Here is a 16,258-nt window from a genome sequence, read left to right as displayed (position 1 = left end):
ACTCCTTTATTGACTGACACCAGTTTGCACAATTTTCATATGGCATTTAACTTGTACATCCGCATCAGGATAGATTTCCTGCCATTTTTCTGGTGTCATGGCTTTGTCTTTTGATCGATACTTTAAGCCTAGCCCAAGCGGATCAATATGTTGCTTTTTAAAGGACTGAACAAGGTCTTGTCCTTGCTGAACGACACGTTTTTCTACTTCTTTTTCGACTTGGTCCAATATATTCGGTTTATCAATTTTCTTGGACTTCATGAATTCTTTTAATTCGCCCTTCAGCTTGATATCAATCGTGATATGAGGCTTTTTTGTTAGGTTATTCGTTGGTTTGACCTGGTAGGACACATGTGATTTTATATTTTCAATGACGACATGGGTCTTTTCTTGATCAGCCAATTGAAACTCGTAGATACCATTTTTATGATTTTCAATCATCGCTTTAAATGTGAACGTGTCTTCTCCAGGGATATGACCGACCATTTTTTCCTGATCAAACAGAGCAACTCCTGTGACTTTAATGGCGTTGCTCGTTTTCTTGATGTAAGGCAGGTAAGCATCGACTCCTTTTGCCAGCATCTGATTCATGAAAATATGCTGATTAGTGACAGGTTGATTGCCATTTCGCATATTTTGGGACAACAGATCAGAGAGATACACACCTATATTTAAGTTCGTTTGATTCATTTTTGTATATAGTAAATCTTCAACTTCTCCGCCTACAATCGCAAACACTTGGCGTGAACCAATGATAGGATCACGATAAATGTAATTCATTAAATCGATCATGCCGACTTCCTTTGCTAATTTTTCACTGACTAAAATAACGAGCACCTGACCCATGACGACTGGAAAAGGTGATTTTTCTGATACGAGAAACTGAATATTACTAATGGTATTTGACCTTGCGCTTAATATTTGATAACTTCCTTGCTCCTCACTTTTAAAGACAGGGAAGACAAAGAAGCCCTTCATTTCTCCATCTTCGATTAAATCAAATCCTGCCGCCTGAGAGATATTTAATTCATCTAAAAGGCGAGGCTGTGCACAGCTAGTTAAGAATAGACTAAACAACATGAGACCCGTGAGTATATAACGTTTCATGCTCGTTTTTTCACCCACCTTTTTTTTTCAGCATCAGTCCAATAACCATACAGACAATCAAGCCATATACAAGAAAGTATCCGCTATATTCCACCCATTGGTTAAAGGTTTCAAAAGAAGTCGCCCCCGTAAAAAATGAAAACATGACCAGAATGAGGATGCTGAGCGCGATGAACGTGACGCGCTGGCTTGTATGAAGCACTTGTTTTGCCATTCGGCTCGCGGCCCATAGTGGAATCGCGATATTCGGAATGATTAAAAGCAGCCAAAGAGACACTTCGATAAATTCAAAGCGCTGGATAAACGGGAGCTTCACAATACTTGTTAACGTTAACGTCGGCCATTTTGTTAATTTAAGCTGAGCACTTGAGTAATACGCAATGGAGACGAGAAAGACGAGTAAATTTAAGCATGTCGTAAATAATGCCCCCATGTGAGCAAATTTTTGAGACGTCTGCGCATGTTTAATAAAGGGATAATAGACAAGCAGTGTGCCAAAACCAAACATGGATAATGAAGCATCTTTGACTCCCACTAGCAGCTGCGAAAAAGTATGATCAAACATCGGGAACATGAAACGAATGTGACTATATTTCATGGCATAAAAACAAATAAACGTCATCCAATACGTCAGTACAATACTAAAAAATGCCCATCCAGCAATCGTTCTAAACCCGCCGGTATGAATGTAATACACGAGCAGCAGAAGTACAGACGCAAACAATAGACCAGGAATTTCTTTAAACAGCCATACATGGATCACATCCATATAATGGACGAGAACGGTCAACGACAAAGAAGCAAAATATAAGATATAGAGAATGTTGAATAATTGCCCAACCCACTTGCCAAATACATATTGCGTGATATCACCAAATTCATCCGAAGGGGCCTTTTTAAACATCATGTACATAAGAAAGATCATGACATTGACACTGAAGCCAGAAATCAGAATGGCGATCCATCCATCATTATTCATAGAACGAACAAGGTTTGTTTGAAAGTTTAAAATGCCGACACCAACTTGATTGGCATTAACGAGAAAAAACACAAAAAAAGGGGAAACTTGAAATTTCTCTTTTACAGAAGAAGAACTCATGCTTTCACTTCCTTATTCATAAAAATCATTTTTCCCCTTACGGCCTTGCTTAGGCTTTTGCCGATGGATGGTTTCATTTTCCGGGCGTAAATTTTCCGGTCTTTTATTCAAAAATCGAAGCTGAGGACGAATCAAGCTGCCTTTTAAATCAGCTAGACGCAATGGGAAAATAGGCTCTAGATACGGACGTCCAATAGACGTTAATTTCATTAAATGGGTGAGAAGGAATGATCCCATCACTGCAATACCTAATGCGCCCCACACCTGTGCCGCAAGTAGAAATGGAAATCGCAGCAGCCGAATGGCACTGCCCATTTTGTAAATAGGGGTGACAAATGAGGCAAGAGCAGAAAGGGCAACAATAATGAGTAAAATATTACTTGTTAATCCTGCTGCCACAGCAGCCTGTCCAATGACAATCCCTCCAACAATCCCGAGCGTCTGACCGACTTTAGCTGGAAGCCTTGAACCTGCTTCTCTTAGTAATTCAATCGAAACCTCTAAAAACAGAGCCTCAATGATTGGAGGAAATGGAACAAGATAGCGGGAGGACACAATGGTTTCTAATAAGTCTTTTGGAATTAGCTCATAATGAAACGTTAAAACGGCTACATATAAAGGTGTCGCAAAAATGGAAAATATCACAGCAAATATGCGTAACAGTCTAAAGCAAGAAGCCGCAATCCACGACATATTGTAGTCTTCCATAGTGGAAAAATACTCAAGTAAAATCGTCGGGGCAAGCAAGACATGAGGCGAGCCATCCACTAATATGGCAATTTTCCCTTCTGATAAACCTGAAGAGACGCGGTCGGGTCTTTCTGTATTTAAAAACAACGGAAAGATCGTATTGGACACATCATAAAGCATCTGTGCAAGGTAATTTGCATCTAAAATTTGATCAAAATCAATGTCTTCAATACGCTGGAGAACGGTTTCAATGTTTGCCGGATTAGCAATCTCTTCAATATATAACACCGCTACTTTTGTTTGCGAAAGCGTGCCAACCGTCTTTTCTGACACTTTCAGGTTCGGTGTCGGCAGCCGCCGTCTGACCAAATTTAAATTGGTATCCAAAACCTCCACAAATGCTTCCTGTGCACTAATAATGCCAAATTCTATCTCGGGCGGACCTACTTGTCTGCCTTTCTTTTCTTCAATCGGGATCAGAAGCGCTTTACCCCAGTCCGTTTCAAGACGAATGGCCATATTCCCTTGATGAAGCGCTTTTTCCACTTCCTGAAGATCGGTCGTGATGACAGACTGTTCAATGGGAATTCGTTCTTTCAGCTCCTCAAGAGTGGGGGTGAGATGTAATTCTTTCATGCAGGGCAAAATTTGTTCATGGAGTAGATGCCCATTAATTAAAGAACGAAAAAAAGAAATTCGATAAAGAAAACCTTCACTTCGTGACAACTCGTTTGTAAAATCAGAGGAACGTGACAATGCCTCAAATACTGAATTTGGGTCCTTTTGATGTTGGTTGTTTTTCTTCAGCACTTGAACCATCTCCTTCCGCAATTTTCCTCTATTATCCAACCAATTGCCGGAAGATATGCATGAAAAAAAAGCGTTCAGCTTGATGTGCTGGACGCTTCTTTTCCATATTGAACCGCTTCTAATAATAAATCTACGAGATGAACAGCACGCATGCTGTTCGATTGTCCTGAACGTTTGATACCTGCTGCCATTTGCAGCTGGCAGCCTGGATTGGACGTGACAATAGCAGCCGCAGCTGTTTGACTAGCTTCTGTCATTTTATGATCTAAAATTTGCATCGACATTTGTGGCTGCAAGATATTATAAATTCCGGCGGATCCGCAGCAGCGGTCGGCATCCTTCATTTCTTTAAATGATACCCCTTGAATTGCTTTCATGAGCACCCTTGGCGCTTGCTGTACACCCATTCCGTTCCGCAAATGACAGGAATCTTGATAGGTGATGACTTGCTCTGGCAAAGCAAGCGGCGTACGGCCGTGAAATTCCAGCTCCACGAGAATGTCTGATATATCCGTGATTTTCTGTGAGAAGGCTTCACCTCGCTTTTGAAAAGACGGATCATTCTTTAGTAAATGATCATAATCACTTAAAAAGGCACCACATCCGCCCGCATTCATGACAATGGCATCTGCCTCAATCTCCTCAAATGCTTCAATATTCCGCCTTGCTAGCTCTTTCGCTTGCTCTTTTTCTCCACTATGACCATGAAGTGCACCGCAGCACGTCTGAACAGGAGGGACGACAACGTCACAGCCGGCCAGTTGCAAAAGCTGGATGGTCGCTTCGTTTGTGCTGGAAAAAACGGTATCCATTAAACAGCCAGTAAAAAAGGCGACACGTTTTCTTGCTGTGCCAATGGCTTTGTATTCTAACGCACGGCTTTTTTGTTGACGCGGCACCTTTGGAAGAGCCTCTTCCATCAGCTGTAAATGCGGCGGAAGTACCTTTAGCATGCCAGACTTGCGGGCGGCCGTTTGCAGACCAGAGGTTTGATAAAATCGCAGTAGTCCAGCAGCTTGACGCATCCGGCTTTGGGAAGGAAAGAGTCCTTTAAACACAACACGTCTCACAAATTTGACAGGAAGGGATTGTTTTTTGTGCTGCTGAATGATGTCTCTTGCATCCTCAAGTAAACGTCCATATTTGACGCCTGAGGGGCAGACCGGTTCACATGCACGGCAGCCAAGACAAAGGTTCAATGAATGTTCGACATCTTCATCAGGCTCAATCACGCCGTCTCTTACAGCCTTCATTAAAGCAATTCGGCCGCGGGGCGAGTGTGTTTCTTGTTGACCCGATTCAATATAAGTAGGGCAGGAAGGAAGGCAAAAGCCGCAGCGCATGCAATTGAGCAGCTCCTTTTCATCCATTTGCTGTTGAAATGTTTGCTGAATCTTTGTTTGTTTAGAGGAATTCATGAGATCACCACTCGCTTCCTTGCTGCTTTTCCAAACACCTTATCAGGATTCATGATATTTGCCGGATCTAGCGCTTGTTTGATCGCTTTCATTGCAGCGATTCCTTCTTTTTTGACCTTTAGCTCCAAATAGGGGGCTTTCATTAGACCCACACCATGCTCACCCGTAATGGTGCCGCCGAGGGAGACTGCTTTTTCAAAAATGGCCTGAAAGGCTTCTTCAACCCGCTTCATTTCTTCTTCATTTCTTGCATCAGTTGCACAAGTAGGATGCAGATTTCCGTCACCTGCATGACCAAATGTACAGATTTTCACGTCGTACTCTCTCGCAATGTCTTCGATCGCGCGCACCATGTTCGCAATTTCAGATCGGGGAACTGTGGCATCTTCTAAAATCGTCGTAGGGCTTAAACGGGCGAGGGCAGATAAAGCGGCTCGCCTCGCTGTTAAAAGGGCACTTGCTTCTTCTTCAGAGTGTGCGATATTCACTTCTTTTGCACCGTGCTGCTGACAAACCTTTGCAATGCTTTGTATATCACGGGAAACCGCCTCAGGATTGCCGTCCTGTTCAATTAATAGCACCGCTTGAACGTCAGTCGGCAGGCCGATTTTGGCGAAGTCTTCGACGACTTCTAGTGTCGGCTGATCCATAAATTCTAACGTGGCGGGGATGATCCGCTCTGCAATAATCGCCGAAACTGATGCAGCTGCTTCCTCAAGGCTTTCATATAAGCAAAGCATCGTTTGTTTGGTTTCTGGAAGCGGTAAAAGCTTCAGCGTCGCTTCTGTAACAATGCCGAGTGTTCCTTCTGATCCAACGAATAAGCGGGTCATATCATACCCGGCCACGTCCTTTGCGAGCTTACCGCCCGTTTTGATGATGTCACCGTTTGGCAAAACCACTTCAAGTCCAAGTACATAATCTCTCGTCACACCATATTTTAACCCCCGGAGCCCACCTGAATTTTCATTAATATTGCCGCCTAACGTCGAAATTTTCATCGAGCTTGGATCTGGTGGATAGAAAAGGCCTCTTGCCTCTACTTGGTGAATGAGTTCCTGTGTGATCAAACCAGGCTGGACCGTTGCAGTCAGGTTTTCTTCGTCAATTTCGATGAATCGGTTCATTCTTGTAAACAACATCACAAGTCCGCCTTGTGTAGGACAGGTTCCTGCACAAAGGTTCGTTCCGGATCCTCTTGGCACAATTGGCATCTTATATGAGGCGCAGAGCCGAACAATTTGCTGGATTTCCTCAGCCGTGCGTGGGCTTACGATAACATCTGGCATATGCTGAAAATTAGGCGTTGCATCATAAGAGTAGGCAAGCCGATCGGCTTTACTGCCCTGTACATGAGACGCACCGACAATCTTTTTTAATTGACTAAAAAATTCAGAATTTAACATACGCATTCACTCCTACTGATTAGACATACCGTTTCTTTCAGTATAAAAAAAGAATCGCCTCATGCCTATGGACGATTCTACAAAATATCGGGCTTCTCGCCTCGTTTATTTGGATGATGATCTAATAGCATCAAGGCTAAATAAAAGAGCATCGCATCTTGCATGCGTTTCGGATCAAGTGTTGTTAAATCTTGGATACGTTTTAGCCTGTAATGCAGTGTATTGATATGTACGTGCATCGCTTCCGCAGTATATTTCAATGAGCAATCTGACGTCATGAGTACACGCAATGTTTTCACTAGCTCAGGGTAGGGGAGAAGCGGGACAATCGTTCGATCAAGGAACACTTCTTTTGTTTCCTGACTCACTTCTTCTATAAAAAGTTCAAGTGTTAAATCTTCATCAAACACAATCGGTGTATCTGCATTCGCCATTTTTAAGGCACGAAAGGCTTGATGAAATGATTGCTTCATCATCTGTCCAGCTGCAGGTTTTCCCGCACCTATCAAAACCTTTGACTTAGGACGTGCGGTGAGCGCAGCATGGATGTGAAAAAGACGCTGCCGCAAAGTATCACGATCATTTGCCGAGGTTTGCAGCATGAGCAAAAAGCGGGCATGTCCCCAGCGGACGATCATTTCCTGATTGGTGAGATGCAGCATTTCCTTCACTTTTTTATATTGATCCTGCTTCATAAACGATTCATTGTGACAATCAATGAGGACGACCACACGCTGCTTATTGATATCAAGCTGAAGCCGCGCTGCTTTTTCAGTGAGATCGATGGCTGTCTCTGGCAGGTGAAGCCAGTCGAACACAAACGCTTCAAGCTGCCGTTCATCGGTTTCCGTTTCTAGAAAAAATTCATGTTCTTGAATGAGCAATTCGGTCATTTTTCGTAATATTTCGCCAAATGGAGAGACATGGACGGGATTTCCTGTCATCCCAATCACACCAATGACCTCTTGCTTAAAATAAATAGGCAGATTGATGCCAGCTTTGACCCCTTTCATTCGTTGCTCATCATCCTTTGTGAGGATTCGTTTTTGTCCTTCAAAGGATGTCAAATATGCCCCTTCATGAAATTGACCAATGCGCGCTGGATCTGTTGCCGCTATGATGGTGCCGTTTGTTTGTGTAATGATGATTTCCTCAGTCAGCACCTTTTTGACCTCGTCTACGATTTTTTCTGCCAATGTCATTGTGAGCAAAACGTACCCCTCCGAGATGTATCTTTTGACACTATCATACCATCATATGCTGAGTCATATCTTTCTTTTCATGAGTTATGCTAAAATAATACACGCACGTGAAGGAGAAGAAAGGAGACATAGCCATGTCGCTACAAAATCGCTTACAAGATTTATTGAAAGAAGGACAAGCGCTGACAGACTTTGAATATGACGAAGCGGCGCGCTACAATTGGCCTTTAGAGGGTGCAAGAATAAAGGAAGAGGCACGCTTTAGCGATGTATATATAGAGCGTGTAGACAAAGAATCCGAGGACATGATTCAATCAGAGGGCGCCACATTTCTAAACACACCGCTTACATATGTAAAACAACATCAAAAAGAATTCATTTATATCGAATCAAAGTGGTTTGATGTGGTGAGAGTCGATGGATTAGCCATTGAATGGGACGAAGTATTTCAAACGTATACCGTGTTATTCGGCTTCAAACGTCCTAAAAAAGACACAGGCATTCTAAAGGACATGCTGGCTTCATTAAATGGTGCGCAGCTTCAATTTAATGGGCAAGACGGCTTATTCGATGTGAATTTACAGCTTCTTGAGCTTGAGGACATCTATGAAGATATGCCTTTCATTGAAGTTGTCTTAGCCGTGTACCGCTTTTTATTCCGCTTGATCATGCAGCTTGAAATGAATGAATCAAAAAACGGCTCAAATTCCTGAGCCGTTTTTTTGTGATCCATCTATTTTGATGAAGGCGCGACAAACTGTACATCATGCTCTTTTCCATATTGAAGATAGTCTTCACTTGGCTGTTTATTCGTTACGACGACATCAAGATCTTGTAAATGACAAAACGTGGTCAAAGCGTAATGATTAAATTTACTATCATCCACTAATAAAAACGTTTTGGCACTTTTTTCAACAACCGTCTTTTTAATATCCGTTTCAAGCGGGGACGAATTCGTGACGCCGTGATCAATGGATAAACCAGTTGATGCGATAAAGGCTTTATTGACATTGTAGGCTTTCAAACGCTCTACACTTTGATAGCCAACGAAAGAATTCGTTTTTCTCTCAAGCATCCCGCCGGTGGAAAAGATAGTGAGATTCTCATAAGGCATCGCCTGTGTAATAAAATCTACATTATTGGTCACAACAGTCACCTGTTTCTCAGTCAAATAGGGAAGCATCTCAAGTGTTGTTGTACCAGAATCAACAAAAATCATATCCCCATTCTCCACAAAAGCAGCAGCCGTTTGACCAATCAATTGCTTTTTATTCAACTGACGGGTCTTTCGCTCCTGATATACTACTAATGTTGAATGATTCACAGCCACTCCGCCATATACTTTTTTGAGCACGCCGGACTCGACCAATGCTTGTACATCTCGGCGTATCGTGTTTTTTGAAACGCCAAAATGCGCCACAAGCTCATCCAGCGAGGCAGATTCCCGGTCAAACACATACTCTTTGATTTGCTGAATCCGTTTTGTTTTGATCATGCTACATATCTCCAATCCAACTGTATGTTCTTTTCCATTATACCAAATGGCTTTTCTTTTCCCCATCTCGATAAAAGCGTATGATAGAGAAAAGAACGTAACGGAAAGGACTTTCACTTCTATGAATCAATCAAACAACCCATTTTCAAAGCTTGCGAATTTTAGAGAAGTAGGGGGACTTCACACAACAGATGAGATGATGATCAGGGAGGGGATGATTTATCGATCCGCAGATTTGTCTCGCCTGACAAAACAAGATATCGAGACGTTTTCAACCCTTGGCGTTCAAACCGTTTGTGATCTCCGTACAGCCTCAGAACGCAAATCACATCCGCCAAAAATCAAGGAACATGACAAAATCGTCCATATCCCCATGCATCCTGACAGTAAGATGCCAAGTAAATGGGCCATGTTCCGTATGCTGATAGCAGAAGGGAAATCTTTCACTTTCACACCGATTATGAAAGATTTATATCAAAGCATGCTCACAGAGCGTAAAGAAGAGATTCAGCAGCTGTTCACACTGCTTTCAGATAAAAATAACTACCCGCTGATGCTTCACTGCACAAGCGGTAAGGACCGGACAGGCTTTTTATCTGCCCTCATTCAATTAGCAGCAGGTGTACCGGTATCTGCCGTTTTAAGTGAATACATGCGCTCTAACGAAGGGGTGAAAATGCTTGTCAGAAGGCAGCAGCGATTTGTCCGGATGATGAGTTTATACCGGGTGTCAAAAAAGCAAATTCAGCCGCTTCTCGGTGTGCAGCAAGATTATCTGGAAGATGTGCTAAACGAGATGATGGAGACATACGGGAGTGCACAGCGGTATTTAATCGAAGCTTGCGACATACCTGAAGCCCAGCTCAATGAAATGAAAAACATCTTGCTGACACCATCTGCTGGCATTCGATCTCAAACAGCGGAATAAACTGATGATGAGGTGATGCAAAAAATGGTGAAAAAGATCAGTATGACGTGTCTAACAATAACTTTGATGTTTGTATTCTTATTGATTCCTTCTAGCAGTCTAGCTCGTCCAATGCCAAAAGGGAAGCTTGAAAGCACAAGAGAGATGCGCGCGGTATGGATCGCATCGGTTTATAATTTAGATTGGCCTTCAAAGAAAGGACTGCCTGTCAAAGAACAGAAAGAAGAGTTTATTCATTTGTTAGATGAGATCAAAGCGATGAATATGAATGCCGTGATCATGCAAATTAAACCGACAGCAGATGCCTTTTATCCTTCGGCATACGGTCCGTGGTCCGAATATTTAACCGGCACGCAAGGGAAAGATCCTGGGTATGACCCGCTTGAGTTCATGATCGAAGAAGCTCATAAACGCGGCCTCGAATTTCACGCTTGGTTTAACCCGTATCGTATCACAATGAATCATACAGACCTCAGCCGTTTATCAGCCGATCACCCAGCAAAAAAGCATCCTGATTGGACCATTGCATACGGAAATCAGCTTTATTACAATCCAGGCATTCCTAAAGCTCAGGAGTTCATTGTCGGCGGTATAGAAGAAGTCGTGAAAAACTACGATATTGATGCAGTGCATATGGATGATTATTTTTACCCGAATAAAATAGCCGGTGTGCCGTTCCCAGATCAAGAAACGTATGAAACATATGGAAAAAAGGCATTTACGCATATAGAGGATTGGCGAAGAGATAATGTGAACCAATTGGTCAAGCAAATCAACGACACCGTGAAGAAAGTAAAGCCGTATGTGAAATTTGGTATTAGCCCATTTGGAGTCTGGCGCAATATAAAGGATGATCCGACTGGTTCAAACACCACAGCAGGGATGACCAATTACGATGATTTGTATGCTGATACAAGAGAGTGGATTCAGCAGCACGATATCGATTATGTCACCCCGCAAATTTACTGGAGCATCGGTTTTCAGGCGGCCGCCTATGACGTGCTCACGAAATGGTGGTCAAATGAAGTAAAGGGAGAGCCTGTTCATCTGTACATTGGTCAGGCGACGTATAAAATCAATCAAAACAGTGATCCTGCTTGGTCTGATCCTGAAGAATACTTTCGGCAGATCCAGCTGAACAGGCAGTCGCCTCTCGTGCAGGGAAGCATGCACTTTAGCCTAAAAGATATCAACCGTAACCCTTTGAATGTCAAAAATCGATTGATAGAAGACGCCTACCGTAAACCGGCTCTCATTCCAGAAATGCCTTGGCTTCATCAAAAAGCGCCAAAAAAACCAATCATTCAATCTATTAAAAAAACAGCAGATGGTGCGGCTTTACAGATCAAAAATGATCCGCACTCTACCGCATCCTATTATGCCGTCTATCGATTGACGACGAAAGGAACATATGAATTGCTTCAAACTGTTAGAAAAGAAACCGGCACGCTGACATCTGTCAAAGATCTTTCAGTTCATCAGAATAAGAGTGATATTTACAAAGTAACGGCTCTCAATCGACTACATCACGAAAGCAAGCCTTCTACAAAAAGAGTGAGATAACGAAAAAGCATGAATGAGGATTTTCTTCGTTCATGCTTTTTTCTATTATTTTTGTTTTAATTTTCTGAATTCAGCCAAGCTTGGCATGAAGCAGCCACTTGATTAATAAATATGATAGAAAATAGCCAAAGGGGGAAATATGATGGATTTTGAATTAACGAAAGAACAGCAAATGATCCGGCAAATGGTCAAAGAATTCGCCAAGGGGGAAATTGCACCACTCGCTCAAACCATTGATGAACAAGCTGTATTCCCAGCCCAAACTTTTCAAAAAATGGGGGAGCTCGGCTTGATGGGCATTCCTTTTCCAGAGAAATACGGAGGCTCAGGAGGAGATACAATCTCATATGCGCTCGCTGTAGAAGAAATCGGAAAACAGTGTGCCAGTACAGGTCTTAGCTATGCCGCGGCCGTTTCCTTAGGCGCAAGCCCGCTTTATTACTTCGGTACAGAGGAACAAAAAATGGATCACCTCGTCCCGCTGGCATCTGGAACAGCACTCGGTTCTTTTGGATTAACGGAGCCAAATGCAGGATCAGATGCAAAAGGGACGAAAACAAAAGCGGTCAAAGACGGACAAGAATATGTGATTAGCGGGGAGAAATGCTGGATCACAAATGCCAATTTTGCCAGAACCATTATCGTCACAGCGGTCACGGATCATGATGAGCACGGCCAGCCGATCATCTCCGCCTTCATTGTAGAAAAAGGGCAAAAAGGGCTGACCATTACAAATCCATACGACAAAATGGGGGTTCGCGGTTCAGATACAGCTGAAATCATTTTAGACAACGTACGTGTACCAGCGCATCATATATTAGGAGACCCAGCCAAAGGCTTCAAGCAATTTTTATATACATTAGACGGGGGACGCATATCCATTGCTGCCTTATCAGTTGGCATTGCGCAGGCTGCACTTGATGCCTCACTATCCTATGCTAAGGAAAGGAAGCAATTTGGGCAGACTCTTTCTTCCTTTCAAGCCATTCAGTTTAAGCTGGCAGATATGGCGATGCAAATAGAACTCGCTAGACAAATGGTGTGGAAAGCGGCCTGGCTGAAAGATCATGGCAAGCCATTTACAAAAGAAGCTGCCTACGCCAAACTTTTCGCTTCAGAAATGGCGACAAAAGCAAGTCTTGATGCTGTCCAAATTCACGGAGGAACAGGCTATATGAAAGAGTGCGGGGTAGAACGGCTTGTGAGAGATGCCAAGCTCATGGAAATCGGAGAAGGCACCTCTGAAATTCAGCGTTTAGTCATCGCAAGACAATTGTTAGCTTAAACCTGTTATGAAAACGCTTACTAATGATGGAGGAGGAAAATCATGATGTCGATTCATCCGCAAACGATTGGCTCCCTATTAAAAGAGAAAAAGGAGCAGCACCCAGCACATGAAGCCATTGTGTATCCAGAACGTTCATTACGTTATTCATACGAAGCGTTTTTTAGCGAGGTCAAAGAAACAGGAAAAGGTCTTATGGCATTAGGCGTTCAAAAAGGAGATCATATCGCCATCATGGCACCCAATGTACCTGAATGGCTCATGCTGCAATTCGCCTGCGCCTCCATTGGAGCCGTTCTTGTCACCGTGAATACGAACTTTCAATCACAAGAACTCGCTTACTTACTAAAGCACTCTGATAGCAGCATGCTGTTTATCGTTGATGGGTTTAAAGAGACATCATATGTCAGGATGCTTGAAGACCTCATCCCAGAGCTTCAAACAGCTCATCAGGGCGAAATCACTTCAACAGCATTTCCATATTTAAAAAGTGTCGTCTATATTGGCGAGCGCACGCCAAAGGGCATGCGCAGCTGGGACAGTATTCAAGCTGCTGCCAAAAGAACGGAGGATGATGAATGGCAGAAACGAATGGAGGAGCTGACGCCTGATGACGTCATTAATATGCAATATACGTCAGGGACTACCGGCTACCCAAAAGGCGTCATGCTCAGCCATACAAACATCGTCTGCAATGCCAGTCAAATCGCAGATTGCATGAAGCTCACCCGTGAAGACCGCATGTGTATCCCCGTGCCGTTTTTTCATTGCTTTGGGTCTGTTCTTGGCGTACTTGCTTGTCTCGCAAAAGGTGGCACGATCATTCCAATTGAATCTTTCCACCCAGAGCGAGTCCTTCAAACAGTGGAAAAAGAGAAGTGCACGGTTCTTCACGGCGTCCCGACAATGTTCATTGCAGAGCTTGATCATCCGAATTTCCACAAGTACAATCTGTCTACATTACGCACCGGCATTATGGCAGGATCTCTCTGCCCATCCCATGTGATGAAAGCCGTCATTGAACAAATGGGTCTGAAGGAGCTCACGATTGCCTACGGCCAGACTGAAAGCTCACCTGTCATTACCCAAACGAGAACGGATGATTCATTTGAAAGGCGGGTTCAAACAGTCGGCCGGGCGCTTCCTCACATCGAAGTGAAAATCACCGCCCCAGGTACCCCATATGAAGTACCAAGAGGAGAACAAGGCGAGCTGTGCACGAGAGGCTATCACGTGATGAAAGGCTACTATAAAAATGAAGAAGCCACAAATGAAGTCATTGATGAGGACGGGTGGCTTCATACAGGAGATTTAGCGGAGATGGATGAGGATGGCTATGTGAAAATCACAGGACGGCTGAAAGATATGATCATTAGAGGCGGAGAAAATGTTTATCCAAAAGAGATTGAAGACGTTCTTTACACGCATCCAGCCATTCTTGATGCACAGGTCGTCGGTCTTCCTGACGAGACTTACGGAGAAGAAGCCGCCGCATTCATTCGGCTCAAACAAGGTTGCGCGGTGACGATTGAGACATTAACCAGCTACTGTCAGTCACAAATGGCACGCTACAAAATTCCGAAATATTTTTTCATCACAGACGAGTATCCGATGACCGCCTCAGGGAAGATTCAAAAATTTCGTCTGAAAAAACAGGCGCTTGATCTAATAAAGGAGTGAGGGCAGCGATGTTCAAAAAAGTATTGATTGCCAATCGAGGCGAAATTGCTCGTCGAATTATTCGGACTTGTAAAAGGCTCGGGATCAACACCGTGGCTGTTTATTCAGAGGCAGATCAGCATGCGCTTCATGTGCAAGAAGCAGACAGCGCCTATCTGATTGGAGGTGCAAAAGTATCTGAAAGCTATTTAAACATGGAAGTGATCATTGAGGTAGCCAAGCAGACAAATACAGACGCCATCCACCCTGGGTATGGCCTTTTATCAGAAAATGCCGCCTTTGCTGAACGGTGCCGCAGCGAAGGAATCGCTTTTATTGGTCCATCTGCACAGGTCATTCAGCGCATGGGGAATAAAATTGAAGCGAGAAAAACGATGGATCATACGGGAATCCCCATTGTACCTGGCGTTTCAGCACCTCTCCATGACGCAGAAGAAGGAGTCAGTAAAGCGCAGTCACTCGGTTATCCGATCATGCTCAAGGCATCCAGCGGAGGCGGAGGTATCGGCATGCAGCTTGTCCGAAATGATGAGGAGCTGCGTAAAGCTTTCGAGGGAAATCAAAAAAGAGCGCAAAGTTTTTTTAACGACGGGACGCTTTATATGGAAAAGGTCATTGAAGACGCGCGGCACATTGAAATTCAAGTCCTTTTTGATTCATTCGGCCACGGGGTTCACTTATTTGAGCGCGACTGTTCACTCCAGAGAAGACACCAGAAAATCATCGAAGAAGCACCAGCTGCCTGTCTCGATGAATCCGTAAGACAAGAGATGGGACGGGTGGCGGTGAAAGCAGCCAAAGCCATCGGCTATGAAAATGCAGGGACAATTGAATGTTTAGTCGATCAAAATCAACAATTTTACTTTCTAGAGATGAACACGAGATTACAAGTAGAGCACCCTGTCACAGAAGAAATTACAGGTATTGATCTTGTCGAGGAGCAACTGAAAATCGCTGCATCAGAGCCGCTTTCCTTCAATCAGGAGGACATTCATCAAATCGGGCATGCCATCGAGGTCAGAATCTATGCGGAGGATCCCGTCACCTTTTATCCGTCACCAGGAACAATCACTCGGCTGTCTATACCAGAAGCTCCCTATATACGCCATGAATCAAGTGTGACAAACGGGAGCGTCATTACCCCATATTACGATCCAATGATTGCGAAGATGGTCGTTTACGGTGATACACGAAAACTTGCAATAGAACAATTAAACGCTGCGTTACAAGCATATGAAATAGAAGGGGTCAAAACCAACTTACCACTTTTGAGGGAAATGGCTGGATCATCTGCTTTCTTACGTGGCAGCATCACAACCGATTTTCTCATGAAAAAAAGGGAGGGGAACCGTTCATGAAAACGGTCACGATACAAATGGCGGGAAACTTATGGAAGCTTCTTGTGAAACAAGGCGATGAAGTGCAAAAAGGGCAGGAGGTCGCTATCTTGGAATCAATGAAAATGGAGATTCCAATAGTGGCAGAAGAGGCAGGTGTCATCAGCAAAGTGTATAAAGCAGAGGGAGAATTTGTCGATGAAGGGGAGGTTCTTCTAGAGCTGACAGAATAGGAGGG

The 16,258-nt window shown here is 43.6% G+C and carries 14 protein-coding genes; 7 read left to right on the top strand and 7 right to left on the bottom strand.

The window, feature by feature from the left end:
• Positions 1-6 precede the first annotated feature (6 nt).
• The 6 genes from NST39_RS09585 to NST39_RS09560 form a co-directional block, all read right to left on the bottom strand.
• The gene (locus tag NST39_RS09585; protein ID WP_111913508.1) at positions 7-1,107 is read right to left on the bottom strand and encodes a Ger(x)C family spore germination protein; all 1,101 of its coding nucleotides are present in this window, start codon (positions 1,105-1,107) and stop codon (positions 7-9) included.
• 10 nt (positions 1,108-1,117) lie between these two features.
• Entirely contained in the window at positions 1,118-2,206 is a 1,089-nt protein-coding gene (locus NST39_RS09580; protein ID WP_243632637.1) for a GerAB/ArcD/ProY family transporter, read from the bottom strand.
• A gap of 12 nt (positions 2,207-2,218) precedes the next feature.
• Positions 2,219-3,706 (bottom strand): spore germination protein, encoded by a 1,488-nt coding sequence (locus tag NST39_RS09575; protein ID WP_065098154.1) that lies wholly within the window; start codon positions 3,704-3,706, stop codon positions 2,219-2,221.
• A 74-nt stretch (positions 3,707-3,780) separates the two neighbouring features.
• Positions 3,781-5,124: a (Fe-S)-binding protein gene (locus NST39_RS09570; RefSeq protein WP_044141326.1), complete on the bottom strand. Its 1,344-nt coding sequence runs from the start codon at positions 5,122-5,124 to the stop codon at positions 3,781-3,783.
• Positions 5,121-6,530 carry a glycolate oxidase subunit GlcD gene (gene glcD, locus NST39_RS09565; RefSeq protein WP_341028106.1) on the bottom strand — a complete coding sequence of 470 codons (1,410 nt, stop codon included), beginning with the start codon at positions 6,528-6,530 and terminating at the stop codon, positions 5,121-5,123. Before glcD ends, NST39_RS09570 begins: the two co-directional genes overlap by 4 nt.
• A gap of 77 nt (positions 6,531-6,607) precedes the next feature.
• Positions 6,608-7,741 (bottom strand): CdaR family transcriptional regulator, encoded by a 1,134-nt coding sequence (locus NST39_RS09560; RefSeq protein ID WP_106065400.1) that lies wholly within the window; start codon positions 7,739-7,741, stop codon positions 6,608-6,610.
• Positions 7,742-7,866: 125 nt separating this feature from the next.
• Between NST39_RS09560 and NST39_RS09555 the strand changes: the two genes are divergently transcribed.
• Positions 7,867-8,445, top strand: coding sequence for a branched-chain amino acid aminotransferase (locus NST39_RS09555; protein WP_341028104.1), 579 nt, complete (start codon positions 7,867-7,869; stop codon positions 8,443-8,445).
• Positions 8,446-8,465: 20 nt separating this feature from the next.
• Here the strand turns inward: NST39_RS09555 and NST39_RS09550 are convergent, their stop codons facing one another.
• Entirely contained in the window at positions 8,466-9,227 is a 762-nt protein-coding gene (locus NST39_RS09550; RefSeq protein ID WP_106065398.1) for a DeoR/GlpR family DNA-binding transcription regulator, read from the bottom strand.
• Between the two features lie 121 nt (positions 9,228-9,348).
• Here NST39_RS09550 and NST39_RS09545 point away from each other — a divergent pair, with 121 nt between their 5' ends.
• The 6 genes from NST39_RS09545 (at position 9,349) to NST39_RS09520 (ending at position 16,253) form a co-directional block, all read left to right on the top strand.
• Complete coding sequence (locus NST39_RS09545) at positions 9,349-10,155, top strand: tyrosine-protein phosphatase (RefSeq protein WP_341028103.1); 807 nt, start codon at positions 9,349-9,351, stop codon at positions 10,153-10,155.
• Positions 10,156-10,179: 24 nt separating this feature from the next.
• Positions 10,180-11,718, top strand: a complete 1,539-nt coding sequence (locus NST39_RS09540) for a glycoside hydrolase family 10 protein (protein WP_341028101.1) — start codon at positions 10,180-10,182, stop codon at positions 11,716-11,718.
• A gap of 142 nt (positions 11,719-11,860) precedes the next feature.
• Entirely contained in the window at positions 11,861-13,003 is a 1,143-nt protein-coding gene (locus NST39_RS09535) for an acyl-CoA dehydrogenase family protein (protein WP_111913522.1), read from the top strand.
• A gap of 42 nt (positions 13,004-13,045) precedes the next feature.
• Positions 13,046-14,683 carry an AMP-binding protein gene (locus NST39_RS09530; RefSeq protein ID WP_283923756.1) on the top strand — a complete coding sequence of 546 codons (1,638 nt, stop codon included), beginning with the start codon at positions 13,046-13,048 and terminating at the stop codon, positions 14,681-14,683.
• An 8-nt stretch (positions 14,684-14,691) separates the two neighbouring features.
• On the top strand, positions 14,692-16,041 hold the full coding sequence (locus tag NST39_RS09525) for an acetyl-CoA carboxylase biotin carboxylase subunit (RefSeq protein ID WP_278179411.1): 1,350 nt from the start codon (positions 14,692-14,694) through the stop codon (positions 16,039-16,041).
• Positions 16,038-16,253, top strand: a complete 216-nt coding sequence (locus NST39_RS09520; protein ID WP_034322699.1) for an acetyl-CoA carboxylase biotin carboxyl carrier protein subunit — start codon at positions 16,038-16,040, stop codon at positions 16,251-16,253. The genes NST39_RS09525 and NST39_RS09520 overlap by 4 nt, the downstream gene beginning before the upstream one ends.
• The last annotated feature ends 5 nt before the right edge of the window (positions 16,254-16,258 follow it).

Source organism: Bacillus sp. FSL W8-0645 (assembly GCF_038007905.1).
GTDB classification, from domain to species: domain Bacteria; phylum Bacillota; class Bacilli; order Bacillales; family Bacillaceae; genus Bacillus; species Bacillus pumilus.
Note: the sequence above shows the minus strand (reverse complement) of the source record. Positions and strands in the feature narration are given on the sequence as shown.

Bases quoted from the DNA above. Each gene is read 5' to 3' on its own strand.
- NST39_RS09585 (WP_111913508.1), bottom strand. From the start codon at position 1,107: ATGAAACGTTATATACTCACGGGTCTCATGTTGTTTAGTCTATTCTTA.
- NST39_RS09580 (WP_243632637.1), bottom strand. From the start codon at position 2,206: ATGAGTTCTTCTTCTGTAAAAGAGAAATTTCAAGTTTCCCCTTTTTTT.
- NST39_RS09570 (WP_044141326.1), bottom strand. From the start codon at position 5,124: ATGAATTCCTCTAAACAAACAAAGATTCAGCAAACATTTCAACAGCAA.
- glcD (WP_341028106.1), bottom strand. From the start codon at position 6,530: ATGTTAAATTCTGAATTTTTTAGTCAATTAAAAAAGATTGTCGGTGCG.
- NST39_RS09555 (WP_341028104.1), top strand. From the start codon at position 7,867: ATGTCGCTACAAAATCGCTTACAAGATTTATTGAAAGAAGGACAAGCG.
- NST39_RS09550 (WP_106065398.1), bottom strand. From the start codon at position 9,227: ATGATCAAAACAAAACGGATTCAGCAAATCAAAGAGTATGTGTTTGAC.
- NST39_RS09545 (WP_341028103.1), top strand. From the start codon at position 9,349: ATGAATCAATCAAACAACCCATTTTCAAAGCTTGCGAATTTTAGAGAA.
- NST39_RS09540 (WP_341028101.1), top strand. From the start codon at position 10,180: ATGGTGAAAAAGATCAGTATGACGTGTCTAACAATAACTTTGATGTTT.
- NST39_RS09535 (WP_111913522.1), top strand. From the start codon at position 11,861: ATGGATTTTGAATTAACGAAAGAACAGCAAATGATCCGGCAAATGGTC.
- NST39_RS09530 (WP_283923756.1), top strand. From the start codon at position 13,046: ATGATGTCGATTCATCCGCAAACGATTGGCTCCCTATTAAAAGAGAAA.
- NST39_RS09525 (WP_278179411.1), top strand. From the start codon at position 14,692: ATGTTCAAAAAAGTATTGATTGCCAATCGAGGCGAAATTGCTCGTCGA.
- NST39_RS09520 (WP_034322699.1), top strand. From the start codon at position 16,038: ATGAAAACGGTCACGATACAAATGGCGGGAAACTTATGGAAGCTTCTT.